At 36.0% G+C, this 25,092-nt stretch carries 23 protein-coding genes and 3 pseudogenes; 20 read left to right on the top strand and 6 right to left on the bottom strand.

Going from position 1 to position 25,092, the window contains the following annotated elements:
• The first annotated feature begins 278 nt into the window (after positions 1-278).
• The 3 genes and pseudogenes from dcm (at position 279) to IGQ45_05075 (ending at position 2,799) form a co-directional block, all read left to right on the top strand.
• On the top strand, positions 279-1,286 hold the full coding sequence (gene dcm / locus IGQ45_05085) for a DNA (cytosine-5-)-methyltransferase (protein ID MBF2056597.1): 1,008 nt from the start codon (positions 279-281) through the stop codon (positions 1,284-1,286).
• A gap of 14 nt (positions 1,287-1,300) precedes the next feature.
• A pseudogene (locus IGQ45_05080) lies at positions 1,301-2,055 on the top strand (hypothetical protein).
• A gap of 312 nt (positions 2,056-2,367) precedes the next feature.
• A complete protein-coding gene (locus tag IGQ45_05075; GenBank protein MBF2056596.1) occupies positions 2,368-2,799 on the top strand; it encodes a glyoxalase in 432 nt (143 codons plus the stop codon).
• A gap of 52 nt (positions 2,800-2,851) precedes the next feature.
• Here the strand turns inward: IGQ45_05075 and IGQ45_05070 are convergent, their stop codons facing one another.
• Positions 2,852-3,280, bottom strand: coding sequence for a heavy metal-responsive transcriptional regulator (locus IGQ45_05070; protein ID MBF2056595.1), 429 nt, complete (start codon positions 3,278-3,280; stop codon positions 2,852-2,854).
• Positions 3,281-3,767: 487 nt separating this feature from the next.
• Here IGQ45_05070 and IGQ45_05065 point away from each other — a divergent pair, with 487 nt between their 5' ends.
• The 11 genes and pseudogenes from IGQ45_05065 (at position 3,768) to speD (ending at position 16,007) form a co-directional block, all read left to right on the top strand.
• On the top strand, positions 3,768-4,304 hold the full coding sequence (locus tag IGQ45_05065) for a hypothetical protein (protein ID MBF2056594.1): 537 nt from the start codon (positions 3,768-3,770) through the stop codon (positions 4,302-4,304).
• Between the two features lie 326 nt (positions 4,305-4,630).
• A pseudogene (locus IGQ45_05060) lies at positions 4,631-5,560 on the top strand (multicopper oxidase domain-containing protein).
• A gap of 136 nt (positions 5,561-5,696) precedes the next feature.
• Entirely contained in the window at positions 5,697-6,080 is a 384-nt protein-coding gene (locus IGQ45_05055) for a hypothetical protein (protein MBF2056593.1), read from the top strand.
• A 236-nt stretch (positions 6,081-6,316) separates the two neighbouring features.
• Entirely contained in the window at positions 6,317-8,590 is a 2,274-nt protein-coding gene (locus tag IGQ45_05050) for a copper-translocating P-type ATPase (protein MBF2056592.1), read from the top strand.
• A 15-nt stretch (positions 8,591-8,605) separates the two neighbouring features.
• Complete coding sequence (locus IGQ45_05045; protein MBF2056591.1) at positions 8,606-9,118, top strand: cupredoxin domain-containing protein; 513 nt, start codon at positions 8,606-8,608, stop codon at positions 9,116-9,118.
• A 106-nt stretch (positions 9,119-9,224) separates the two neighbouring features.
• Positions 9,225-10,541 (top strand): Nramp family divalent metal transporter, encoded by a 1,317-nt coding sequence (locus IGQ45_05040; GenBank protein MBF2056590.1) that lies wholly within the window; start codon positions 9,225-9,227, stop codon positions 10,539-10,541.
• Positions 10,542-10,761: 220 nt separating this feature from the next.
• Positions 10,762-12,927, top strand: a complete 2,166-nt coding sequence (locus tag IGQ45_05035; protein MBF2056589.1) for a polyribonucleotide nucleotidyltransferase — start codon at positions 10,762-10,764, stop codon at positions 12,925-12,927.
• A 367-nt stretch (positions 12,928-13,294) separates the two neighbouring features.
• Positions 13,295-14,254: a GTP-binding protein gene (locus IGQ45_05030; protein ID MBF2056588.1), complete on the top strand. Its 960-nt coding sequence runs from the start codon at positions 13,295-13,297 to the stop codon at positions 14,252-14,254.
• Entirely contained in the window at positions 14,254-14,688 is a 435-nt protein-coding gene (locus tag IGQ45_05025) for a hypothetical protein (GenBank protein MBF2056587.1), read from the top strand. The genes IGQ45_05030 and IGQ45_05025 overlap by 1 nt, the downstream gene beginning before the upstream one ends.
• A gap of 95 nt (positions 14,689-14,783) precedes the next feature.
• Positions 14,784-15,350, top strand: a complete 567-nt coding sequence (locus tag IGQ45_05020) for a hypothetical protein (protein ID MBF2056586.1) — start codon at positions 14,784-14,786, stop codon at positions 15,348-15,350.
• 261 nt (positions 15,351-15,611) lie between these two features.
• A complete protein-coding gene (gene speD, locus IGQ45_05015; protein ID MBF2056585.1) occupies positions 15,612-16,007 on the top strand; it encodes an adenosylmethionine decarboxylase in 396 nt (131 codons plus the stop codon).
• Positions 16,008-16,159: 152 nt separating this feature from the next.
• Here the strand turns inward: speD and IGQ45_05010 are convergent, their stop codons facing one another.
• Positions 16,160-16,897, bottom strand: a complete 738-nt coding sequence (locus IGQ45_05010; GenBank protein ID MBF2056584.1) for a peptidylprolyl isomerase — start codon at positions 16,895-16,897, stop codon at positions 16,160-16,162.
• Positions 16,898-17,236: 339 nt separating this feature from the next.
• On the opposite strand from IGQ45_05010, the gene purU reads away from it, so the two are divergent.
• The 4 genes from purU (at position 17,237) to IGQ45_04990 (ending at position 20,095) form a co-directional block, all read left to right on the top strand.
• Positions 17,237-18,088: a formyltetrahydrofolate deformylase gene (purU, locus tag IGQ45_05005; protein ID MBF2056583.1), complete on the top strand. Its 852-nt coding sequence runs from the start codon at positions 17,237-17,239 to the stop codon at positions 18,086-18,088.
• A gap of 296 nt (positions 18,089-18,384) precedes the next feature.
• The gene (locus tag IGQ45_05000) at positions 18,385-19,233 is read left to right on the top strand and encodes a carboxylating nicotinate-nucleotide diphosphorylase (protein MBF2056582.1); all 849 of its coding nucleotides are present in this window, start codon (positions 18,385-18,387) and stop codon (positions 19,231-19,233) included.
• A 161-nt stretch (positions 19,234-19,394) separates the two neighbouring features.
• Complete coding sequence (merF, locus tag IGQ45_04995) at positions 19,395-19,625, top strand: mercury resistance system transport protein MerF (protein MBF2056581.1); 231 nt, start codon at positions 19,395-19,397, stop codon at positions 19,623-19,625.
• An 11-nt stretch (positions 19,626-19,636) separates the two neighbouring features.
• Positions 19,637-20,095: a (2Fe-2S)-binding protein gene (locus tag IGQ45_04990; GenBank protein MBF2056580.1), complete on the top strand. Its 459-nt coding sequence runs from the start codon at positions 19,637-19,639 to the stop codon at positions 20,093-20,095.
• Here IGQ45_04990 and IGQ45_04985 read toward each other — a convergent pair.
• Together IGQ45_04985 and IGQ45_04980 are read right to left on the bottom strand one after the other, a co-directional pair.
• A complete protein-coding gene (locus IGQ45_04985) occupies positions 20,070-20,399 on the bottom strand; it encodes a YnfA family protein (GenBank protein MBF2056579.1) in 330 nt (109 codons plus the stop codon). The two genes, IGQ45_04990 and IGQ45_04985, sit on opposite strands and share 26 nt — an antisense overlap.
• A gap of 20 nt (positions 20,400-20,419) precedes the next feature.
• On the bottom strand, positions 20,420-21,322 hold the full coding sequence (locus IGQ45_04980; protein MBF2056578.1) for a DUF262 domain-containing protein: 903 nt from the start codon (positions 21,320-21,322) through the stop codon (positions 20,420-20,422).
• Between the two features lie 256 nt (positions 21,323-21,578).
• Here IGQ45_04980 and IGQ45_04975 point away from each other — a divergent pair.
• Positions 21,579-21,746, top strand: a pseudogene (locus IGQ45_04975) (type II toxin-antitoxin system HicB family antitoxin).
• Between the two features lie 135 nt (positions 21,747-21,881).
• On the opposite strand, the gene IGQ45_04970 reads toward IGQ45_04975, so the two are convergent.
• Entirely contained in the window at positions 21,882-22,709 is an 828-nt protein-coding gene (locus IGQ45_04970) for a M48 family metalloprotease (protein MBF2056577.1), read from the bottom strand.
• A 427-nt stretch (positions 22,710-23,136) separates the two neighbouring features.
• Positions 23,137-24,636 carry a C-3',4' desaturase CrtD gene (gene crtD / locus IGQ45_04965; protein ID MBF2056576.1) on the bottom strand — a complete coding sequence of 500 codons (1,500 nt, stop codon included), beginning with the start codon at positions 24,634-24,636 and terminating at the stop codon, positions 23,137-23,139.
• A 126-nt stretch (positions 24,637-24,762) separates the two neighbouring features.
• On the opposite strand from crtD, the gene IGQ45_04960 reads away from it, so the two are divergent.
• A partial coding sequence (locus IGQ45_04960) for a nucleotidyltransferase domain-containing protein (GenBank protein ID MBF2056575.1) occupies positions 24,763-25,092 on the top strand: 330 nt, incomplete at its 3' end.

The following is a 25,092-nucleotide window of genomic DNA, read 5'->3' as shown; positions in this document are numbered from 1 at the left end:
TATGGGCTGTCGTCTAACGGCGAGTCGGTGAACCAAGAATCCCCCACTATAACCCGTAGGGTTTAGTGGTGGGAGTGTCAACCCATGTCAATTAGTCTATGATAATAGTAAAAGTCAATTTAGAAAGGTATCTCATTATAAATTATTTTACCTGTAGTTAAATTCTACCGAATTGACAAATTATCCTTTAAAAAGTTGGGGTGGAGGGCGCTAGTTTAGGGAAATATAGCTATAGTTCTGGGTTATACTTTTTGTATCGCAAAAATTAATGAAAGACATTGAACTTAATACAAATAAAAACCAGTATTGATTTATTTGCTGGAATTGGTGGCTTTAGAATAGCCTTAGAAAATAATGGTTTGTGTTGTGTTTACTCTAATGATTACAACAAATATAGTTGTCAAACTTACCGTGCAAATTTTGGAGAAATAGAATGTAAAGATTTAAAAGATATTTCAGCTGAAAATATTCCTAACTTTGATTTATTATGTGCTGGTTTCCCCTGTCAACCATTTTCTATTGCTGGTGTTAGTAAAAAAAAATCACTGGGCAGAAAACATGGTTTTGAAGATGAAAAACAAGGTAATTTGTTTTTTGAACTTTTAAGAATAATCGATTATCATGAGCCTAAAATTATTTTTTTAGAAAATGTTAAAAATTTAAAAAGTCACGATAAAGGAAATACCTGGCAGGTAATAACAAATGAATTATCGGCGAGGAATTATGAGGTTTTTTCAGAAATAATTGACGGAAAATATTATGTACCTCAACATAGAGAGAGAATATTTATCGTCTGCTTTAATAAAAAGTATTTTTCTCAGATTAATTTTGAATTTCCTAATTTGCCTAGAAAAAGATCATATGAATTAAAAGATATTATCGATAACAATGTCGATAATAAATATACTTTATCTGATAAGTTATGGAATTATTTGCAACAACATAAAAAAAATAGTCAAGCCAAAGGAAATGGTTTTGGTTACGGAATTATCAACACAGAATCAGAATATACAAGAACTTTAAGTGCAAGGTATTATAAAGATGGTTCAGAAATATTAGTTGAACAAAGTAACAAAAACCCTCGTCGATTAACTCCTCGTGAATGTGCCAAATTACAAGGTTTTCCAGATAATTTCATTATCCCAGTATCCGATGCCCAAGCCTATCGACAATTTGGCAATTCTGTTGTTGTACCTGTTGTTGATACTATTATTAAACAAATTAAAATTACTGTAGATAAATATAGTTTAGGTCAATGCAGACAGAAACAATTAACGTTATTTTAGAGGATAAAATGAGTATCTTAAATAAAAGTGAGTTGACTGATTTGTTCAAAATAGAAAATACTTATTATATGATACCGATTCTTGAAATACTTAATGAGTATATTCAAAAATATGGCTTAGAAAAATCACTAGATTATCTTAATATTGTTTTAAATTCTGCTAAAAATAATGTTGAAATTTTATTAGATAAAAGATTATTAGATGGAAAAATAACAGATAAATCTCAAGCTAGAAAGTCTATTGTGGGAAATGCTTTTTCTCTCCTCATTAAGTATTTATTTCTTCAGTTAAAAGAAAATAATTTAATTAAGTCTAATATATTTATTACGTCCAGTCCAAAAAAGAATAAACTAATTGCTATAAACTAATTGCTGATATGGTAACGATAAAAGTTGATGATGAAACTCAAAAGCCAGATATGGATTTAGCAATTTATAGTATTAATGATAAAAATGAGTTGAATAAATGCTTAATTCTTTCGCTAAAAACATCTTTAAGAGAGCGTGCTGGACAAACGTATAAATGGAAATTATTATTAGAAATAGCTACTTCTAATAATTCTATTAAGGATAAATATAATATTAGTTATCCACATAAAAATATGCCCTTAGTGGGTTTTGCAACAGTTAATTTTTATGATGAAGTTAATAATCCTCAACATCGTGGAATGTTTAAATTTTTTGATGTGGCTTTTATTGGTAAGCCTTTAAATGCTAATTTTATTGAAAATTTATCAAATTTACCGTATTTTGTAAATGAAAATCTTTAGAATATTCGAGATAATGCGGTGAAGGGCGCACGATGGGGGAGAAGGGCGCTGGTATTGTTAATATTCAGCCAGAATATGAGAATTGTGTCACACTCGCTAAAACTTCGGGGAGGGCGCTGAAAACGATTATGTTAGAAGCTCAAAAAGCATTTAATGAATAGCCATATCACGATTTAAACAAAATATTTTCTTAATATCTTTATTAATTAACAGTTAAGAAAAAGACATAGTAAACACAGTAGATTTAAGTTAATAATACATATAGCTAATATTTATGAAAAAGCTATAATTTGAAATTTGGATAAAAAAATTATGAATTCCCCAATAATTTTCCATTTAGCAATTCCCATGGTAAATGCTGAAGCTACTAAAAAATTTTATGGAGATCAATTAGGTGCTAAAATCGGCAGAAGTAATGCCCATGCCATCATTTTTGATTTTTATGGTAGTCAATTAGTAGCGCACTCCACCCCAGAAAAGATATTGCCACCAAAAAGCATATATCCCCGTCATTTTGGTTTAATTTTTACGGCGGAGGGCGCTTGGTTTGAGTTAGTCGGGCGCTGTGAAACCCATAAAATAGAATTTTATCAACCGCCACGATTGAGATTTGCAGGGGAAATTACTGAACATCGCACGGTTTTTCTACAAGACCCGGCTTATAATATTCTTGAATTCAAATATTATCGTCATTATGAAGCGATTTTTGGCGCTAGTGATAATGTTGATATTGGCGATCGGTAAATAATGTAAATAATGAAGACTTAACCATGATGGGCAGTTTACAAACTAATACTTAATCATGTTTTGACTGTAAAATAGGACAAATTTGCTCATTTGGCTTTTGACTTAAATCCTGCCAATCAGATAGCAATAAAGATAATTCATCCCGCAAACTTAAAAATAGTTGAATTTGATCGTCTATATAATTTATTTTAGCCGTTAATTTCTGTCTAATTTCTGCACAGGGAGGCAAACCTTGATCATAAATAGCTAAAATATCTTTGATTTCTTCTAATGTTAAACCTAAATTTTTTACTCTTTTAATAAAAGCTAAACGGGTTAAAACTTGATAGGAAAACTGACGAAACCCTCCATTAGTGCGCTTAATCGACTTGATCAAATTTACCGATTCATAATAGCGAATGGTGCGAATAGAAATACCGCTTAATTTTTCTACTTCACCAATTAAAAGTAGTTTGTCTAATGTTAATGTTGTAGTCATCTTTTTTTCTTTACCCCTTGACTCTCTAGTTAACTAGAGACTTTATAATGAATCTAATATAACTTAACTTGGACACAAATTCATGAAAAATTTAATTATTATTACCTTAATGACTGTTAGCGTGTTGGCAGTAACAAGCAAAGGTGCATCGGCAAATTCACACAATTTGACTGCACAAGGAATGTCGGGAAATACTGATACCTGTAACTGTTGTTAAAACACAAGTAACACCAAGTCCGTTTGATCAGCCGAAGGCTGCCGCTGCGCGATCACTTACAAATTAGTGAGATCAATATCTTAGTTCAATTTATTGAACGTAAACCTATTGGTTCCGTGTAATTCATTACACGGTGGGTAAAGTGCGAAGAGATAATCTATTTGTAACTAATTATCCGAACTTGATATAACACTTAAAAATTTATTATTACCACCAGTAAAAAATTAAATCAATAACAACAGCTTATTCTCAAAATTAGTAATACTCATCTTGTCTCCTAGTTTATGGTTACTTGGAGGAGACTTGACTCAGGCTAATTCTCTCACGGAATTTCAAGATAAAAAACCTGTTTCTGAACAAAAAATAGCTAAAAATACCGAATCTAGTCCTTTTGGAGGTCATGTCCACGCCCTAGCCGTTAATCCTCTTAATAATGAGCTTTTTCTCGGCGCCCACCCCCTTTATCATAGTCGGGATGGTGGGAAAACTTGGAATGCGACCGCCATTCCGAAAAGTAAAGAAAGAGCAAATGTTACTTCTATTGCTATTGATACCCAAAATCCTCAAATTATGTATGCCACAGGTCATGGTTTAAGTGTAATTAAAAGTGTTGACGGTGGCAAAACTTGGCAGGTAAAAGCTGAAGGATTAAGTGGTGACTCCACCGAGGCGATCGCCATTGATGTTTATGACTCCAATAAACTATACTTATCCGTGTTAGGAGATGGTTTATATCGCAGTGTTGACGCTGGAGAATCATGGCAGAGAATATCAGATCATCCTAAAAATCAGGAAATTCTACTTTAGCCTCCGTAGGTTATCCTACAGGTATGGGGGGAATTTGGCTATATGCTGGTTTAGATACAGGAGTAACCAAAAGCCCAGACTGTTTTTGCGGTTGGGATAAACTAGCTAATGAAGGTTTACCGACTAAACGAGTTTATAGTTTAGCCAATGATACCAAAAATTTCCAAACTCTCTACGCAGGTACTCAATTAGGAGTATTTAAAACAGAAGATGCTGGTAAAACTTGGCGTTTAGTCAAAGAAGGAATTACTGATGCAGTAATTTCCATTAATCCCAGTAATTCTCAACAAATTTATGCCGTCAGCAGTGATGGGCAACTATGGTTAAGTAAAGAAGAATTTATCGTTTTACAAGATTTTGCTTTAGATGATAACGGCAGATTAACAGATTCTCGAATGATGTCGTTAATGATGGGTAGGGAAGGAGATTTAATCACTGTCAATGGTGAAGTTAACCCTCAAATCAACTTAAATCAGGAAGAATGGTTAAGATTAAGGATTTTAAACGCTTCTACCTCTCGTTTTTATAATTTATCTTTCGATAACAACCGTTTTTACTTGATTGCTACCGATGGCGGCGCTATAAATTCTCCCCAAGAAATGACTGAGTTATTATTAACACCGGCACAAAGAGCGGAAATTATGATAAAAGGTGATAGTAAAGTATCATCTCTTAAACTCACTAATTTACCCTATAGTCGTGTCGGTATGATGGGAGGAGGCATGATGGGAGGAGGCATGATGGGAGGAGGCATGATGGGGAGAAGAAGAAATAATAATTCTTCGCAAGTTTTAGCTACCATCAATATTAATAAATCGAATAAGGATGTTAATTCTGTATCGTTACCGAATCAGTTAAATAACATTACGCCATTAACTTCACCCAATCAAATGAGAAGTTTTACTCTTAATCATGGTATGGCAAATGGCATGGCGTTTTTAATTAATGGAAAGCCTTACAATCATCAACGTATTGACACAACTGTAAAATTAAACACTACAGAGGAATGGGAATTGATTAATACTGGCATGATGGATCATCCTTTTCATGTTCATCTCAATTCATTTCAGGTAATTAGCCGTAATGACATCCCTGAAAAATTATTAGCGTGGCGTGATACTGTGTTGGTGAAACGAAGGGAAAGGGTAAAGATTCGGATTCGGTTTGAAGATTTTACTGGTAAAACTGTTTATCATTGCCATATTTTAGATCATGAGGATTTGGGTATGATGGGTAATTTGCAAATTACTACTTAATCAGATTTACTACTTATATTTGATCTTTCTTTGATGTTTTTCTAAATAAAAAAAACCAATAAAAGTTATTTTCATCCTGATTTCATTTTTTAAAAATATACTGGAAGTGGAAAACAATTTTTAGGAAAAAAAATTTATGAATAACTTACTTAAAAAAATTTTTATTACTGGTTTAGTTGCGTCTGTTACTGTTATGACTATCGATGTTTTTCCTTCCTTCGCTCAAAAACAGATAGAAATTGCCCAAAGTAATTCGCAAACACCCATGGAGATGGATCAAAATAATATGGGAAATATGGGACACATGGAGAATATGATAGGGGATATGGGAAAAATGATTTCTCAAATGCAAGAAATGATGGCAAACATGACTCCAGAACAAAAAAAAGCCCATGAACAGATGATGTCTGGTGATATGCACGAAGTTATGACGAAAATGATGCAGATGCAACAAATGATGGAAGGAAATGGTAATTCAATGAATCATGATGGAATGTCTGGTAATCACCATTCGCAATAGTTTAGCTTGAGGGTTCTGTTGCTCTACACTTTGTCTTCGATAAAAAAAATAATTAAACAAGTGTGGTGCGGGGAAACCCCAGAATACAGGCGATGTAAAGATTGAATATTGAAAAAAGAAAAAGGGAAGACTAACAGTAAAAAATGTGAGTTAAATGTGTCTTAACTTCTTAGTTTTGATTTTTAACAACATATTTTTGGCAGAGAAAAATTAATCTGGATCAATCATAAATATTTATGGAAACTATCTATCTTCATTTACAGGGAATGAGTTGTGCTTCCTGTGCTAGTACAATTGAACAAGGGATTCGACAAGTACATGGGGTTAGTAACTGTAATGTTAATTTTGCCTTATCTCAAGCAACTATAGTCTATAATCCTCAACAAACAAGTGTGAAGCAAATTCAACAAGTTGTAATAGATACCGGTTATCAGTCTTTTCTACCATCAGATGAACAAGAAGATACGGAAACAAAATTAAGAATTACTGAAAAAAAAGAATTAACTCGTAAAATTATTGTGGGTGCAATTCTTGGTACGCTGTTAATATTGGGGGTATTACCCGATATGACGGGCTTGAATCTAGGTTTTATTCCTCCATGGTTACATAACCCTTGGTTACAGACAGTTTTAGCTACCCCTGTTCAATTTTGGTGTGGAAAGACGTTTTTTGTGGGTGGGTGGAAGAGTTTTAAACATCATAGTGCGAATATGAATACTTTAGTTGCTTTAGGTACTGCGGTAGCTTATTTTTACTCATTATTTGCGACTATTTTTCCTCACATTTTGGAATCTCAAGGAATTGAACCCCAACTTTACTACGAAACTGCTTCGGTTATTATTACTCTAATTCTTTTAGGACGATTATTAGAAAATAAGGCAAAAGGAGAAACTTCCTCAGCAATTCGTAAATTAATGGGCTTACAGCCTAAAACTGCTAGGGTGATTCGTAATAATCAAGAACAAGATATTCTTATTGAAGAATTAATAGTAGGGGATATAGTCTTAGTCCGCCCGGGAGAAAAAATCCCTGTGGATGGTGAAATTGTTGAGGGGGAATCTTCTACTGATGAGTCCATGGTAACAGGTGAAGCCATTCTTGTGCAAAAACGAGTTGGTGATGAAATTATCGGAGCAACTATTAATAAAACGGGAAGTTTTAAATTTAAAGCGACTAAGGTAGGTAAAGATACTGTTTTGGCTCAAATTGTGAAGTTAGTTCAGGATGCTCAAGGTAGTAAAGCACCTATTCAACAATTGGCTGACCGAGTAACAGGATGGTTTGTGCCGATGGTTATTGCGATTGCGATTCTAACTTTTGTCATCTGGTTTAACGTCGTGGGAAATATTACTTTGGCAATGATTACTATGGTAGGAGTTCTAATTATTGCTTGTCCTTGTGCGTTAGGTTTAGCTACGCCTACTTCTATCATGGTGGGAACTGGAAAAGGGGCGGAAAATGGTATTTTAATTAAGGGGGCAGATAGCTTAGAATTAGCTCACAAATTGGACACGATCGTTTGTGATAAAACGGGAACAATTACTCAAGGAAAACCTAGTGTTACTAACTATATAACTGTTCAGGGTATTGTGACTCATGATGAAATGGAAATACTCAGGATGGTGGCAGCGGTGGAAAAAATTTCTGAACATCCTTTAGCCGAAGCTGTAGTGAATTATGCTCATTCTCAGGAGGTTAAAACTCCTTTCCCTGAGGTTAGTAGTTTTGAAGCAGTTGTTGGTATGGGGGTGCAAGGAAATGTCGCTGGTAAATTAGTACAAATTGGTACACAAAGATGGATGAGTGAGTTAAATATTGATACTCAAACTCTACAATCAATTCGTCAACAGTGGGAAGGTGAGGCAAAAACTACTGCTCTAATTGCCATAGATGGACATATTCAGGGATTAATGGGTATTGCTGATGCAATCAAACCTTCCTCTGTGGATGCCATTACAACTCTGAAAAAAATGGGTTTAGAAGTGGTCATGTTGACTGGGGATAACCAAAAAACCGCAGAAGCCATCGCCTCTGAAGTGGGAATCGATCGAATTTTTGCCGAAGTTCGTCCAGATCAGAAAGTGCATATTATTAAACAACTTCAACAAGAAAGAAAAAATCGCCGACAAAAAACCAAAATTGTCGCCATGGTGGGAGATGGTATCAATGACGCTCCGGCTTTAGCTCAAGCTGATGTCGGTATTGCTATCGGTACGGGGACAGATGTGGCGATCGCAGCCAGTGATTTAACCCTAATTTCAGGGGATTTACGAGGCATTGTCACCGCCATCCAACTCAGTCATGCCACCATGAGAAATATTCGGGAAAATCTCTTTTTTGCCTATATTTATAACGTGAGTGGTATTCCCATCGCTGCGGGTATTTTGTATCCATTTTTTGGCTGGTTACTTAACCCTATCATTGCGGGAGCTGCAATGGCTCTTAGTTCAATTTCTGTAGTAGCCAATGCCCTCAGATTACGGAATTTTAAGCCCAAAATTACTCATTAATGGAGGATATTTGATATGAATTTCAAAAAAATCACCTCAACAGCGATACTCTCCCTAGGTCTAACATTAGGTATTGCTTCATTTTCTCAAGCTAAAACCCCTACCTCCAGCAATAATAATCAATTTACCCGAATTGAACAGCCCTTATCCTTAAAATTACTAATAACACTAGGAGGTTTTGGATTAATCGGTGTGGAACTTTGGTGGTTTTTATTTAAGCAAACTAAGTCACAAGAAGTTAGTGTAAATGACGGTATTCAAGAAATAGAAATTATCGTTGATGGAGGTTATAAACCAGACAGAATCATCGTCAATAATAGTCAACCAGTGCGTCTCAAATTTTTACGGAAAGACTCAAGTAGCTGTCTAGGAAAAGTTTTATTACCCGACTTCCATAAAGTGCTTGATTTACCCCTTAATCAAACGACTACAGTAGAGTTTATCCCTACTCAAATAGGAGAATATCCCTTTCATTGTTCCATGAATATGTTTAGGGGAATCCTAGAAGTTAAGAAAATGAATAAATAAAAATTTTTTAATACCTCTTTATTTCTGGATTTAAAATTATTTTGCCATCATAAACTAATATACGATAAAGTAAATTATGAAAAGATTATGAAAACAAAATAATGTGATGAGCATATTTGAACATAAAGCAAGTTTGCCTGAAGTACATCGCACAATTCCAATTCCTAAAACTAATAGTTTTTGGCGGAAAATGTTTGCTTATGCAGGTCCTGGATATTTAGTTTCTGTGGGTTATATGGATCCGGGTAATTGGGCGACAGATATTGCCGGGGGTTCTAAATTTGGTTACACTCTGCTTAGTGTCATTTTGCTATCCAATTTAATGGCAATCTTGTTACAAGCCTTGTGTGTTCGTCTAGGTGTCGCTACAGGACGAGATTTAGCTCAAGCCTGTCGAGATAATTATACTTCTAAAGTTAATTTTATCCTCTGGATTTTATGTGAAATTGCTATTGCCGCTTGTGATTTGGCAGAGTTATTAGGAAGTGCGATCGCCCTTCAACTATTATTTGGATTTCCTTTAGTTTGGGGCGTGTGCATTATGGCACTAGATGTAATTTTACTATTATTGCTACAAAAAAAAGGATTTCGCTATGTTGAAGCATTAGTTATAAGTCTAATTACTATAATAGCTGGTTGTTTTATTGCAGAAATATTATTTTCTCGTGCAGATATGGGAAAAATTTTAATTGGTTTTATTCCCGATCGCCAAATTATGCAAAATAAAGAAATGTTATACATTGCAGTTAGTATTTTAGGCGCAACGGTAATGCCTCATAATCTTTACTTACATTCTTCTATTGTTCAAACTCGTGCTTGGGAAGAAACCTCGGAAAAGAAACGAGAAGCCATTAAATTTGGGACTATCGATTCCACCGTTGCTTTATCCTTAGCACTATTTATTAATTCTGCTATTTTAATTGTAGCGGCGGCAACTTTTTATGTTTCTGGTAATCATAATGTCGCTGATATTCAAGATGCTTATAAATTATTATCTCCACTATTAGGGGTGGGAGTTGCTAGTGCTATTTTTGCTTTTGCATTATTAGCATCGGGACAAAGTTCAACCTTAACAGCAACTTTAGCAGGACAAATTGTTATGGAGGGATTTTTACAATTACGATTACCTCCTTGGTTAAGACGTTTAGCCACTCGTTTACTTGCTATTATTCCTGCATTGATTACGATTATTTTCTTTGGTGAACAAAGTACTGGTAGATTGTTAGTGTTTAGTCAAGTGATATTGAGTTTACAGCTTTCTTTTGCTGTAATTCCACTGATTATGTTTACGAGCGATCGCCGTTTAATGGGAGAATTTGTTAACCCTAAATGGCTTCAAGTTTTAGCTGGAGCTGTGGCTGTAGTTATAGTTGGGTTAAATATTTGGTTACTATTACAAACATTTCTAGGATGGTTAAGATAACTAAAATTAACTGGGGATTTTATCGTCACTTTATTATACTTGCCATTTTCAGAAACGCTCGTTTGTTTAATTAAGTAATTGTTCATAATCTCCCACACTCTTCCCGTAGAATTTACTGGTGGAAGTTGTCAATATTCAATAAAGAAAAGATTATTAATCATCATATAGCGTGTTAGGATCAATGACTGATAGAGATTATGAATAATAAGGAAAAAATTGCATGGAAGAATATGATAAGTCAATATCTTTTTTTGAAGGAAGAGATATAAAAATCAAAGTTGGATTATTAGCGCCCCAAGCCGGTGGATCGGTATTAATAGAAGCAGGGGAAACCTCAGTATTCGTCACTGCAACTCGTTCGGCAGGTAGAGAAGGAATTGATTTTCTGCCCCTAACCGTAGATTACGAAGAAAGATTATACGCAGCCGGGCGCATTCCGGGGGGTTACTTACGCCGAGAAGGGCGCCCTCCTGAAAAGGCAGTTTTAACCAGTCGTTTGATTGATCGCCCTTTGCGCCCGTTATTTCCCTCTTGGTTACGGGATGATTTACAAATTGTGGCGACTACCCTATCGATGGATGAAAATGTCCCCCCTGATGTGTTGGCGGTGACGGGCGCTTCCATTGCTACTTTGGTGGCAAAAATCCCCTTCGCAGGGCCTATGGCGGCGGTGCGCGTTGGTTTAGTGCGCGATGAATTTATAATTAACCCCACTTTCCAAGAAATCGAAAACGGTGATTTAGATTTAGTGGTAGCTGGTACTCCTGATGGGGTGGTAATGGTAGAGGCGGGCGCTAATCAGTTGCCTGAGCAGGATATTATTGAAGCCATCGAGTTCGGTTATGAAGCCATTTTAGAGTTAATTCAAGCCCAAAAAGACTTAATTCAAGAGTTGGGTATTGAGTTAATTATTGAAGATAAACCCGATGCTGACTCTAATCCAGCCTTGGAGGAGTTTATCGCTGAGAAGGCAACCGAAGGAATTAAACAGGTTCTTGCTAACTTTGACTTTGATAAAAAAGCCAGAGATGAAGCCTTAGACCAAATTAAGGCGGAAAAAGTGGAGGGCGCTTTGAGTGAATTAAGCGAAGATGATCCTCTCAGAGTGGCTGTTAGCAGTAATTCTAAACTATTGGGCAACCTCTTTAAGCAGTTAACGAAAAAATTAATGCGCCGTCAAATTATTGAAGATGGCGTTAGGGTTGACGGTCGTAAATTAGATGACGTGCGCCCCATTTCTTCGAGAGTGGGGCTATTACCCCCTCGTGTTCATGGTAGCGCCCTCTTCCAAAGAGGTTTAACTCAGGTGTTATCCATTGCTACTTTAGGCACTCCGGGAGATGCCCAAGATTTAACTGATGATCTTCACCCAGACATCGAAAAACGCTATCTACATCATTACAATTTCCCCCCTTACTCCGTAGGAGAAACCAAACCCATGAGATCCCCTGGGCGCCGTGAAATTGGTCATGGAGCTTTGGCGGAGCGCGCTATTACCCCTGTATTACCACCGAAATCTCAATTTCCCTATGTTATTCGGGTAGTTTCAGAAGTGTTATCTTCCAACGGTTCAACTTCTATGGGTTCGGTCTGCGGTTCTACCCTTGCCCTCATGGATGCTGGAGTACCTCTCATTAAGCCCGTCAGTGGTGCGGCTATGGGATTGATCAAGGAAGGGGATGAAGTGCGCATTTTGACCGATATTCAAGGCATTGAAGACTTTTTAGGGGATATGGATTTCAAAGTAGCTGGTACTGAAGACGGTATCACTGCTTTACAAATGGATATGAAAATCACTGGTTTGAAGTTAGAAACCATTGCCAATGCCATTAAACAGGCTAAAACCGCTCGTTTACATATCCTCACGGAAATGTTAAAACCCCTCAGCGCCCCTCGCCCTGAATTGTCAAACTATGCCCCTCGTTTAATGACCATGAAAATCGATCCCGAAATGATCGGTTTAGTAATTGGACCCGGCGGTAAAACCATTAAAAGTATTACCGAACAAACAGGATCAAAAATTGACATCAGCGATGATGGTACTGTGACCATTTGTTCTGTACAGGCGGAGCGCGCTGCCCAAGCCAAACGCATCATCCAAACCATGACTCGCAAACTTAATGAAGGGGATGTGTATATCGGTAAAGTCACCCGCTTAATCGACATTGGCGCTTTTGTGGAAGTGTTACCCGGTAAAGAAGGCATGATCCACATTTCTCAATTAGCCGAACACCGAGTCGGTAAAGTTGAAGATGAAGTTGCCATCGGTGATGAAGTGGTGGTCAAAATCAGAGGATTTGATAATCGTGGACGGTTAAATCTATCCCGTTTAGGTATTCACCCCGATCAAGTCGCCTTAGCGCGCCAAGAAATGGGTCTATCTTAATAAGATTTTAAGTAGGGGTTGAACATTCTTCAACCCTCACTTTTGACCTTTTGAGCTGTGGGGGCGACAATGAACTCAAAACACTGACTGTATAAGCCTTATCGCCCTCACCCCTTCACGATAATACCTCTTTTTCTGAGGGAATAGAGAGGTCAATTCCTCTAATTGTTCCTGAAAAAATGATACCCTATCAAAATATATCTTTATTTTTGAGCGAACAACAACTAATAAATTATTTTGAGGCGATTTTTTCATCATAACCCAGCGCCCTCCACCACATCCCATCATCAAAATTGAAATCAGGTAAAATACAAACAATGATCAACTTCTTAGTTGATGAATTTTTTTTCTCTAACTGCCAATAATTATGACTAATACTTTAATTCCCGTTACCGTTTTAACTGGTTACTTGGGTGCTGGTAAAACTACTCTACTCAATCGCATTCTAACCCATGAACATGGTCAAAAAGTAGCTGTTATTGTCAATGAATATGGTGAAGTTGGTATCGATAATCAATTAGTAATTGATGCTGACGAGGAAATTTTTGAGATGAATAACGGTTGTATTTGTTGTACGGTAAGAGGTGATTTAATCCGTATTATTGGTAATTTGATTAAACGCCGTCACAAATTCGATCATATCGTTATTGAAACTACGGGATTAGCTGATCCAGCGCCCGTCATCCAAACCTTTTTTGTGGATGAAGATTTACAAGATCAACTTTTACTAGATGCGGTGGTGACAGTGGTTGACGCTAAACACATTCAACAACATTGGGATGCCCACGAAGCGGAAGAGCAAATCGCTTTCGCTGATATTATTTTACTCAATAAAACTGATTTAGTGTCAGAAGATGACCTCGAAGCATTAGAAACGAAAATTAAGGGCATGAATACCATGGCGAAAATTTATCCCACTCAAGAAAGCGACATCCCCATGGACAAAATTTTGGGGGTAAAAGCTTTTGATTTGGAGAATGCTTTACAGATTGATCCTGATTTTCTCACGGAAGAAGCGCACGACCATGATAATTCTGTTTACTCTGTGGCTATGGTGGAAGAAAAACCAGTAAATATGGAGCGATTTAATCAATGGATTGGTAAAGTATTACGCACCCAAGGAGTGGATATTTTTCGCATGAAAGGCATCATCAACGTGCAAGATGCGCAAAACCGAGTTGTATTTCAAGGGGTACATATGCTATTTGATGGTAAAGCAGATCGTCCTTGGCGACAGGGTGAAGTGCGCCGTAGTGAATTAGTTTTCATTGGTCGAAATTTAGATGAACAGGCTCTAAAACAAGGTTTTCAAAATTGTTTAGCTTGATGATTAATAAGATTATTAACAAAATCTTTACTTTTCTTCTTATCACCATATTTTGTGTTAGTTGCACCGGTAATACAGCGCCCCTCGAATATGCCCCACCAGCTGATATAGTGCGGAGGGCGCTGGAATTATCTCTACAAATTGAGTATGGAAATTTGAGCAATCATCTACACAATAAAGCACCTCAAATTATCATCAAAAAAATCAATATTGCTAACATAAAATCGACAATTAATAATAATTTACCTACCTATAAATTAACAGGAAAATATCGAGTTTTATTCATTGATAAAAAAAAGCAAAAAAAGATTGTAGAAAATAAGTTTGAGCTAAATTTACAAAGGGAAAAAAAAGGACAAACATGGTATTTAGTGATGCTAAAACGACATAATATCAAGGAAAAATATTATCGCTATAAAATCCAAAAAATGTAAAGTATTTTACATTACATATTAGAAAAATATCTTACAATTGTGGGAAAGAAATAAAAACTCAGGAAAATCACCCACCACTAGCGGAGAAAAAATAAATGGACATACTACCCTTAGAAACTTTAACTGTAGAAGGCTTAACGTTACCCCAAGTACAACAATCTCTCTGCATCCAATGTTTTGGCAAAAGTTTCCAGCGTAAATCCGATGTCCCTAAAAAATTTAAAAGCAAAGCTCTCAATTTAGCTTCCGATTTATTAAAAGAGGGTATCGAGAGTTTTGTTACGGAAACTAATTTTTCTTATACGGTTTGGGCGGAAAACAAAGCGGAGAAAGCGCCCGTCAAACCTCAAAGTGAACCCTTCATCTCAGTTTCTACCCCTGAAAATAAATCCTTTACCCCTTCACCGGTAACATATATCACTTCTCAAACTAATTATATACCTCCTTCACCAGTAACTGCGCCATATCAATCTGAACCTTCTACAGTACAAAAATCTCAACCTGATTCATCTTTAGCACAGGAATATCAAGGAGTGGAAGAATCCAATCAAGAAGTAGAGCAAAAGTATAGAGGGGCTGTGATAGTTGACTCCGAATCCCCCGAAAAGAATAGTAGAATGAAAAGAAAACCCAAAACTTATCGAGGGGTTACTTATTCCTAATGACGATAATTAATTATTAATTATCGTCATCGGCTTCCCCGTTTGCCTTTTGTCCCTGTGATGAACTAATTGTCATCTCTCTATTGACAAATGACTAGATTATCATTTATGATTATGGTTTGAGTCGATTTTTGAAGTTTAAGAAAAGATTAAGGGTAATACCAACAAATCAGGCGGTAAAAACTGAAAGCTAAAATAGACAACAGAAATCCCTCGTTAACTGTCCAACTATCAAAGAGAGAGTAGAGTGAGTTGACAAGAATGAACAAAGTGGGTACACATTTAGTGGTAGATGCTTGGGAAGCACCGGCTGATCTTTTGAACAACCCAGAAAGAATCCGCCAAGCCTTATTAGAGGCGATTACCGCAGGTAAAGCGACCTTGATTGATATGTGTGTACACCAGTTTAGTCCCCACGGTGTAACAGCTACCGTTACCCTTGCTGAGTCTCATATTGCCATCCATACTTGGCCCGAGTATGGTTATTTTGCGGCAGATTTGTTTTTCTGTGGTCAAGGTCAACCCCAAGAGGCGATGAAAGTCTTACAGGTTGCACTTGAGGCTAAAAAAGCCACCATGAGAGAAATTGACCGAGGCTTTCAGCAACCTGTTTATGAGCAGTTAACCTCTGCACCTGAATTTCAGGCGGTAAGTTAATTGGCTGTTATGTCGTGACATTCATCACCCCTACCTCAATTTAAGTGGAAGTAATCCCTTGGGGTAGAAAATAGGGAAGAGGGAAGAGGGAAAAGGAAGAGTCTTAACTAACTTGCAGACTACTATCACACCTCCCCTCACCAAATTAATCTTTAATCTTCACGATGAAAATTAATTTCCCTTTGTAGCTTTTCTTGTAACCACTGCTCAAATAATTCATCTAACAAACGACGCTTCATATTTTGGTCTAATTGAGCAGATAAATATTTTTCTAGTCTTAAAATTACTACCCATTCACCCACACGCATGGGGGGTAATACTTTGCCGGGTTGTGCAGTAGCGAGGGCTTGGGCGATTTGGGGATGGGGTACATTTAACTCTACTGGTCCAATTAAGCCTCCTGTATTAGCTTCAGCGCCCTCCGAAAATTCTCTAGCAATCTGGGCAAAATCTTTCCCATCGTCATTGATTCTAAAATATAATTCTTGGGCGGTACCAGCATTTTTTGTCCTAATTAAAGAATACATAATTTTATCTAATTGTCTCTTTCTTTTGAGGAAATAGGATTCGAGTTGATTTTCCCATGTTTCTTGTTTAAATTTTTCGATTTTAACTACTCTTTCAATTCTTTCCTGCAGTTGTGATGCTTTTAAATAGTTTCTGCTTAACCATGTTTCTAATTGTTGACTATCTTCAAGGTTAACACCCATCTGCATGGCAAACTGTTGACGGGCGCTGGTTTTTTCCGCTTCTGTGCATTGTATGTCGGCAAGGGCGCTGTCTAAAATTAACTCTTTGGCTAGGGGAATTAACATTTGTTTCCCTGCTAATAAGTTCAAAAGATTTTCTTCGGTAATTTTTTGTTCCCCTACTTGTAAATAAGAAGCCATAACAATTTTGATTAAGATATTCTAATTTCTCAATAATATACCAGTCTTACCTTGGTTCGAGATCAGACTATAGCTTTGTTTTTCAAAAATAATATTAAACCTTTCCTGAAATACAGGCAAGATGCCTATTTCACCGTGCAAAATCTTAATTATTGGAGAAGTCTATTTAATCTTATGATGATGTAAGCTAAAACCGATTTAACTTGCCGTTTTTATTGACAAGGTAAGGAGCTCACATCTTTTTGTTAACATTTTCTCTATGACTTAAACGTAACTGTTGCCCGTTGTTTTTTGCCTACCTTCACCAGTAAACTTAGCTTAATATTGTATTTATTATTTATGTCGGAAACTGCTACCCTTTTGGTATCTTGTCCAGATCAACAAGGTTTGGTTGCTAAAATCGCTAATTTCATCTATGCTAATGGTGGTAATATTATCCACGCCGATCACCATACTGACTTGGAAGCAGGGCTTTTCCTCTCGCGCATTGAGTGGCAATTAGAGGGTTTTAATTTACCTAAACATCTTATTGATGATGCTTTTGGGGCTATTGCTCGTCCTCTCCGTGCTACATGGCAACTACATTTCTCGGCAACTATTCCCCGTATTGCCATTTGGGTGAGTAAACAAGACCATTGTTTATATGATTTACTCTGGCGTATTCAAGCCAAGGAATTACGGGCTGAGGTGGCATTAATTATTAGTAATCATCCTGATTTAAAGTTTATTGCTGATCAATTTGCCATCGATTTTCATTATTTTCCTATGACTAAAGATAATAAATTAGAGCAGGAAGATAAAGAAATTGAGTTATTAAAAAATAGCAATATTGACTTAGTTATTTTAGCTAAATATATGCAGATTTTATCACCTCATTTTATTAGTAATTTCCCTAGAATTATTAATATTCATCATTCTTTTTTACCTGCTTTTGTGGGAGCTAAACCATATCATCAAGCCTATAGTCGAGGGGTAAAAATTATCGGTGCTACAGCTCATTATGTGACGGAAGATTTAGATGCTGGTCCTATTATTGAACAAGATGTGGTTAAAATTAGTCATCGTGATACTGTTGCTGACCTAATCCGTAAAGGAAAAGACTTAGAACGTATTGTTTTGGCGAGGGGCGCCCGTCTCCATTTACAACATCGTGTGCTTATTTACGGGAATAAAACCGTTGTTTTTGCTTAATTTTGATCATAGTGAAAGGAGCAAAAGAAATTATTATTATACATTTCCAGAAATTTGATTTTCTCCACAAGAATTATTAATAAATTGTTAGTAATTTTAAAAAATAATATGGCTCTTCTACAGTAGTTATGAAAAATTAATAATAAATAACGAATAAAACTTTTGATATATAATAGTTTTAGTATTTTAAAAATGCAATTTTTGTAAATTTATGGTTTGCAGTTCACCTAATACCTGACACCTTTTTTAAACATAATTTATCATACTCAAAGTAGAAAAGCCAACAATATTGCTATATGAACTATTTATCTAACTTAATTTTAGACCCACTTTTGCAACAATGGTTACAAGAAGATATAGGCAGAGGAGATCGCACTACGATGGCGATTTTTCCTCAAGGTGCTGATAATGGCAAAGCATTTTGGTTATTAAAAGAAAAAGGGATTATTGCTGGTTTAAATGTCGCTAAACGAGTTTTTCAATTATTAGATAATAATGTCATATTTAATAGCAAAATTGAAGAGGGCAAAGAATATGAAACAGGTACAATCATTGCAGAAATGAGCGGAAAAATGGATGCGCTATTAACAGGGGAAAGAGTAGCTCTTAATTTAGTAATGAAATTGAGCGGAATTGCCACTTTGACGGCAAAATATACCAGCGCCCTTCACCCCTACCCCACTAAACTGGTAGATACCCGTAAAACCACCCCCGGATTGAGAATCTTAGAAAAATATGCCGTTACCGTAGGAGGAGGTATCAATCATCGTTTTGGCTTAGATGATGCGGTGATGATTAAAGATAATCACATTCAAGCCTGTGGTGGCATTCCTGAAGCCATTAAGGCAGTGCGTCAACAAATGCCTTATCCCCTTACCATTGAGGTGGAAACCAGTAATTTGGACGAAGTGCGGAGGGCGCTGGAGCATCAAGCGGATATTATTATGTTAGATAACATGACACCAGCAATGATGGCAGAAGCCGTCATATTGATACGTCACAACAATCCGTTAATCAAAATTGAAGCGTCAGGCAACGTCACCCTCAATAATTTAGTTGCTATTGCTGAAACGGGAGTTGATTATATATCCACCAGCGCCCTCATCACCAAGGCATCATGGCTAGATATTAGTATGAAATTTTAGATTACAGATAGGAGGATAAACCATTAAGCACCCAAAAAAGAATTAACACCTTTTACACATCAATGTGAAGTCTTAAACATTAAGAATTATAAACAAATCTTGACCTTGTAGTTAGCTATAGACTTTAAAATCCAAGAAGAAAAACAAAAAAAGGAAAAATAATGAGGGATAAAAAAAGTAAACAAATGTTTATCGCCAGTTTAGGCACTAGCATTTTAGTTGCCTTATGTTGTTTTACTCCCATATTAGTTATTATCTTAACGAGTATTGGTTTAGGACTAATAACTGGTTATTTAGACTATATTTTATTGCCCCTATTAGGTGCATTAATTGGTTTAACTATTTGGAGTTATCGCAAATATAAAAAAGATTGTAATTGTCAAAATAAATAGGAGATTATATCATGAATGATTGTTGTAAAGAACAAGTATTAAATACAGTAAAAAATTGCCCAATTAATGGGAATAAGGGTAAAAAAGTTTCATTAACTACACTAAAAAGTTTGTTAACTCCAGAAGCTCTGACTCGATTGAATCCTGAAGTTAATTACTATTTCTGTGATAGTGAAGATTGTCAAGTTGTTTATTTCTCAACAGATAAACAAATTTATAATATTGAAGATATAAAAATAAGAGTTTGGCAAAAAAGTAACGATGAAAATACAGCAATTTGTTACTGTTTTGACTGGACAAAAATAAAAATAAAATCAGCAATTATCCAAGATAAAATATCCCCAGTAGCAGAAATAACTGAGCATATAAAAGCTAAACGTTGCGGTTGCGAATTTAATAATCCAGAAGGAAGATGCTGTTTGAAAAATATTAGTCAATATATTACTAATTTCTCGGCGCATACATCATAATACCAGCGCCCGTCAAAATAATCACCACCCCCAGCCAATCATAAGCATCAGGGGGAATTTTATCTACTTTCCAGCCCCACAGTAAAGAAAACAACACAAAAGCACCACCATAGGCACTATAAACCCTACCGAAATTAGTTGGTTGCAAAGTAGGTAACACCCCATACAGCATCAAAATTAACCAACCCACTACAGCATACTTAAAACTTTTGCCTTCCCTCAACCATAACCACACCAAATAACCGCCACCAATTTCCGCCAAACCCGTAATCAAAAAAAAGAATAGAGACTTTAAGACACTCATTTTACAAAAATTATTGTTTTCTACTTGACCTTATACCCAAGTATAGGGTTTATCATATACATATCAGATTCATGACTTATTTGTTCCATATAATTTGTCATGTAAGAAGATATTGTTTCATTAATTTTATTTTCTGCATCATCAATAGCATCTAGTAATGAAAAATATCGCAAAACCAACTCTTCTAAATAGAGTTCATCAATTTGTTTTTGTGTCGGTGAAACTAAATCTCTAAATTCTTGTATGTCTGATAGTTTTTTCAGTAAATAATTAAATTTATTAGAGTTAGGACGAAATATACAATTTCTTAATTCTTGATCCGATAAAGGCGCACCCAAAGAATTTAATCTATGAAAAATCTCGTAACGTATATCAACATCACTATCCCATTTAATAACTTCAACACGACAGGCAGAGCGACGAATATTAATAATATATTTAGTGGGTAAGTCTTTGTGATTTTTTCCGTCAAAACTTTTAATAAATTTACCCTTTTCTAAACACCAATTATTTTTACTTTCTTTTTGCTCTTTTTCTTCTTGATTTTCTCTTAAAATACCAAAAAAAGAAAATACGGTGGACAATCTTTGTAAGCCATCGACAACTTCCCATTGTCCAGTCTCTGGTATTTCTGCCACAAAAATAGCGGGTATAGGAATCCCTAAGAGTAAAGATTCTATAAATTTTGTTTTTTGTTCACTATTCCAACGAAATAATCTCTGAAATTCAGGGGAAATAATCAATTCTGTATTTTCATACATACTGATCAATTCTCCGAAAGACATATCCATTTTTTCTGTTTTTAGATTGTTTCTGGCATTTTTAATTTCTTTCTCTAGGTTTTCCACCCATTCAATGGCTTGATTATTTTCTTTTATCTTTACCATATTATTTATTTTGAGTTTATTTACAGCAGTTTTCATTTCCTTAAACCACACTTTGGATTATTACAAATATTATCTTTGCGTCTTTGCGCATCGAGGCGAGACACAAAAAACGTGGTTTATTCATTTGAAATGCGCTGTATAATCTATCTTAAAACAAAATCGAAAAGCACCGCATCTCTTAATTTTGATAAATTCAATGTCTTATTGATTCGTGAAATAAAAACATTTTAGTGCTAGGCTATGACTTAAAATAATATAAATAGTCAAAATAAGATCATTGCCTATTAAAAATATGATACAAACTTTTACGGCTAGAGTCTTTCGAGAAGAGAATTGGTTTGTTGCTCAATGTTTAGAAGTTGAGATTGCTAGTCAAGGAGAAACAGAAACTAAAGCATTAGCAAATCTCCACGAAGCCTTAGAATTGCATTTTAAGCCACCTTGTGCCACGATTTTTCCTAGAAAAATTACAAGTAAAAATCTTGGCACTTTAAGCAGTATTCTGAAACAAGCTGGATTAAGTATTAATGAATTTGACAATTTATAATATTTCCGATAGCCCTACTTCTGAACTTTTTGTTAACGTATTTTAAGTCTATCTTCGCAATAAAGGACGAATATTATTACGATAACTATTTTCATCTAATCCAGCGCCCTCCCCCCTAGTTTCAGAAGGAATCTGTTGATTAAGGGCGATTACTCGATCTTTAGCGCCCGGATGAGTGCTAAAAATACTTGTACCACCGCCATTGTCTAATTTTTGCATAAAATCAGGCATGGCTTTAGGTGCATAACCAGCGCGCCTCAACATTTCTAAACCGAGAGTATCCGCTTCCAATTCATCTTGACGACTATTGGGCAAACTGACGGCAGTGGCAACCCCTAATTGCACGATTTGCGCTCTGCCTAATCCGGCGGCGCTTAATAATCCTTGGGTAATGGCTTCCTGTCTAATTTGTGCTTGAGAATGTTTCGCCACAACATGACCAATTTCATGTCCGATGACACTCGCCAACTCTGCTTCATTACTGGCGGTGGTGATTAACCCCGTATGAAGATAAATAAAACCACCCATAGTAGCAAAAGCATTGACTTGTTTATTGTCCACAATGGTGAATGTATAAGGCAGGGAAGGGCGCTGGCTAACTTTAACTAATTTTTGTCCAATATCATTGATATAGCGATTTAGTTCTTTATCTTCATAGACTTTTATTCTACGACTTTGCACTAATTGACTGCGCATTTGTTGCCCATACTCTACCTCTTGCTGATCCGATAAACTGTTAATTTGAATAATCTGTAAACCTCTTAAAAAAAGTTCTCCCCAAGGAAGGGCATAGCTAACGTTAACATTGTTGATAACGATGGTGAGCGCTACGACAAAGGCTATTATTATTTGTGTTAAGGGTTTTTTTATTCTCATAACTCTTATTTATTTTCTAATTAATTATTACATTCCCTTCTGGGAAAATTGTTCCTCGTTATGATCCGAATGTTCAGACTTGATTTCTTTTGACAGGGAATTTTCCCTTCTTGTCATCAAATTGAATTTTTGTTGGGGCATAATATTGAGTTGGGATAATCTGTTATCAAAAGATTGTATCTTCGCAATTTACCCACCGTGTAATGAATTACACGGCTAACATTATCTCGTTCAATAAATTGAACTAAGATGTCAATATTATTTATTTATAAGTAATTAAATGAACTTCACATAACATATTATCTCCCTGTCTTTAGGGAATTTTAGCTAGTTGAAGAAATCAACATTTTTGAGACTAAAAAGGCTTTAACTTTTAAGACGGTGAAATTAACTAAATGTTTCTTTATTCAGTTTTTTACATTTCTGCCTAAGTGGTGGTTTGTTCAATTTGGCGCACGACAGTTAAAGCAGAATAACTTACTCCGGCTGTGCCTTCCCCCGGATGCACGGAATCCCCCACTAACCATAAATTCTTGATGGGAGTGCGCGGCGCAAAGCCAAATGGACCAAATGTACTAACTCTCTGACCCACACCGCCCACGATGCCATCTTCTCTGGCGGTGTATTTAGCGAAGGTGAGGGGGGTTGCCGTTTCTTGATGAATAATCATATCTTCCGTCAAGTTGAAATATTCCCCTAAACGTTGGATCGCTTTGGTGGTATATTCTTTTTTCAGTTGATCGTATTCTAATTTACTTTTTGACCACCATAAAGAAGTATCCGTAAAGGAAGATGCGATAATAGTCGCTTGGGTGGAGGGCGCCCTCCCATCGTTTTCTTTACTCACTGACACAAATAAAGAATTCATCTCGCCAATTTCCTTATTATAATCATATAAAAATTGTAAATGGGGGGGACAATTTGGCGGAATTGTCTCTCGTTTTACTCCTAAATAAATAACGAATGCTCCCGATGCTTTGGGAATATTTTTAACTCTTTTTATATAACCTTGATTAATATTTTCGGTCATTTTTACTAAGTTATTAACCGTGATATTGCCCACTACTTGATCGGCATTTTCTGTAAATATTTCTCCTTTTTTCTTATTTTTAACTATAACTCCTTTAACAATTCCTTGATCAGTAATAATCTTTTCCACCAAATAACCCATTTTAAGCTCTCCTCCGTAGCGCTGAAGGGCAAGGGTTAATTGATCGGCTAAAACTTGCATACTACCCTGTAAATGGTATAATCCTTGAGGTTCTTGGGACACTGAAAGGGCAGTGGCGGCGTATAATAAAGCCGTTTCTGTGGTATCTACTTGAGAATATAATTTTAGTTGTAAATCAAGGAAAGTTTTTAGTCTTAAATCTTGATTCAGTCCTAATAATTTTAACGCATCAGCTACTGTCATCAGGGTGAAGGGCGCTGTTATTAATGTATCTAATCTAACTGCTTTTACTAACTGTAAAATATCCCACCAATTACGAGGGGGTAATACAGGGTCTCTACTTTGAAAACGCCAACTAGGTTCAAATAAAATATTTAATAAATCCCAAAATTTACCACTATTAGGAAATTGTTTTTCTCTCTCTTCTCGCCATTCATTTTGCGCCCTCCACACCATAATCGGTTCTTTTTCTTGGGGTAAAAATACTGCACAAGCCGGATCACAGTAGGTAGCTTCTGGTATGTTAATATCTAATTCTGAGAAAATCCGCTCATGGATGCCTCCTTTTTCTAATCCAGCCACCTGAGTAGCACCCACATCAAAGGTAAATCCACGCCGTTTAAAAGTGGAAGCGCACCCCCCCGGTACAATGGCTTGATCGTAGATAGTCACATCATAGCCTCTTTTTGCTAATAGCGCCCCTGCCGTTAACCCACCAATCCCGGCACCAATGACAATTACTTTTTTTTTCACCATTGTTCTCATCTTTTGTTACATTACTTTACAATTTTAGCAATTTAGTGTAACTAAGGTTTACCGAAAAAGTGGTGTCGTGAGAGCTAATTGACAATGGATAATTGATAATAAATTATATTCACCATTATGAAACATTTAGATTTTCAAATAGCTAATGAATTTCGTCATCATTTAGAATTAATAATTCCTGTGATAGATGCCCGTATTTTTGGCTCTTGTGTGAGAGGTACATCTGAACCAAGTTCTGACTTAGATATATTTATTAAAGTGAATTATTTAGATCGATCTTTAAGAGAAAAAATTTATGATTTAGCTTGGGAAATAGGCTTTAAATATGACCGAATTATCTCTACTTTTGTCGTCACTGAAGAAGAATTGACACTCCCACCACTAAACCCTACGGGTTATAGTGGGGGATTCTTGGTTCACCGACTCGCCGTTAGACGACAGCCCATA

The organism is Cyanobacterium sp. T60_A2020_053 (assembly GCA_015272165.1).
GTDB lineage: Bacteria > Cyanobacteriota > Cyanobacteriia > Cyanobacteriales > Cyanobacteriaceae > Cyanobacterium.
The sequence above is the reverse complement of the archived record's forward strand: the minus strand, read 5'-3'. Positions and strand labels throughout refer to the sequence as shown.

Coding starts and splice junctions, on each gene's coding strand:
- IGQ45_05075 (MBF2056596.1), top strand. CDS start 2,368: ATGAATTCCCCAATAATTTTCCATTTAGCAATTCCCATGGTAAATGCT.
- IGQ45_05070 (MBF2056595.1), bottom strand. CDS start 3,280: ATGACTACAACATTAACATTAGACAAACTACTTTTAATTGGTGAAGTA.
- IGQ45_05055 (MBF2056593.1), top strand. CDS start 5,697: ATGAATAACTTACTTAAAAAAATTTTTATTACTGGTTTAGTTGCGTCT.
- IGQ45_05050 (MBF2056592.1), top strand. CDS start 6,317: ATGGAAACTATCTATCTTCATTTACAGGGAATGAGTTGTGCTTCCTGT.
- IGQ45_05045 (MBF2056591.1), top strand. CDS start 8,606: ATGAATTTCAAAAAAATCACCTCAACAGCGATACTCTCCCTAGGTCTA.
- IGQ45_05040 (MBF2056590.1), top strand. CDS start 9,225: ATGAGCATATTTGAACATAAAGCAAGTTTGCCTGAAGTACATCGCACA.
- IGQ45_05035 (MBF2056589.1), top strand. CDS start 10,762: ATGGAAGAATATGATAAGTCAATATCTTTTTTTGAAGGAAGAGATATA.
- IGQ45_05030 (MBF2056588.1), top strand. CDS start 13,295: ATGACTAATACTTTAATTCCCGTTACCGTTTTAACTGGTTACTTGGGT.
- IGQ45_05025 (MBF2056587.1), top strand. CDS start 14,254: ATGATTAATAAGATTATTAACAAAATCTTTACTTTTCTTCTTATCACC.
- IGQ45_05020 (MBF2056586.1), top strand. CDS start 14,784: ATGGACATACTACCCTTAGAAACTTTAACTGTAGAAGGCTTAACGTTA.
- speD (MBF2056585.1), top strand. CDS start 15,612: ATGAACAAAGTGGGTACACATTTAGTGGTAGATGCTTGGGAAGCACCG.
- IGQ45_05010 (MBF2056584.1), bottom strand. CDS start 16,897: ATGGCTTCTTATTTACAAGTAGGGGAACAAAAAATTACCGAAGAAAAT.
- purU (MBF2056583.1), top strand. CDS start 17,237: ATGTCGGAAACTGCTACCCTTTTGGTATCTTGTCCAGATCAACAAGGT.
- IGQ45_05000 (MBF2056582.1), top strand. CDS start 18,385: ATGAACTATTTATCTAACTTAATTTTAGACCCACTTTTGCAACAATGG.
- merF (MBF2056581.1), top strand. CDS start 19,395: ATGAGGGATAAAAAAAGTAAACAAATGTTTATCGCCAGTTTAGGCACT.
- IGQ45_04990 (MBF2056580.1), top strand. CDS start 19,637: ATGAATGATTGTTGTAAAGAACAAGTATTAAATACAGTAAAAAATTGC.
- IGQ45_04985 (MBF2056579.1), bottom strand. CDS start 20,399: ATGAGTGTCTTAAAGTCTCTATTCTTTTTTTTGATTACGGGTTTGGCG.
- IGQ45_04980 (MBF2056578.1), bottom strand. CDS start 21,322: ATGAAAACTGCTGTAAATAAACTCAAAATAAATAATATGGTAAAGATA.
- IGQ45_04970 (MBF2056577.1), bottom strand. CDS start 22,709: ATGAGAATAAAAAAACCCTTAACACAAATAATAATAGCCTTTGTCGTA.
- crtD (MBF2056576.1), bottom strand. CDS start 24,636: ATGGTGAAAAAAAAAGTAATTGTCATTGGTGCCGGGATTGGTGGGTTA.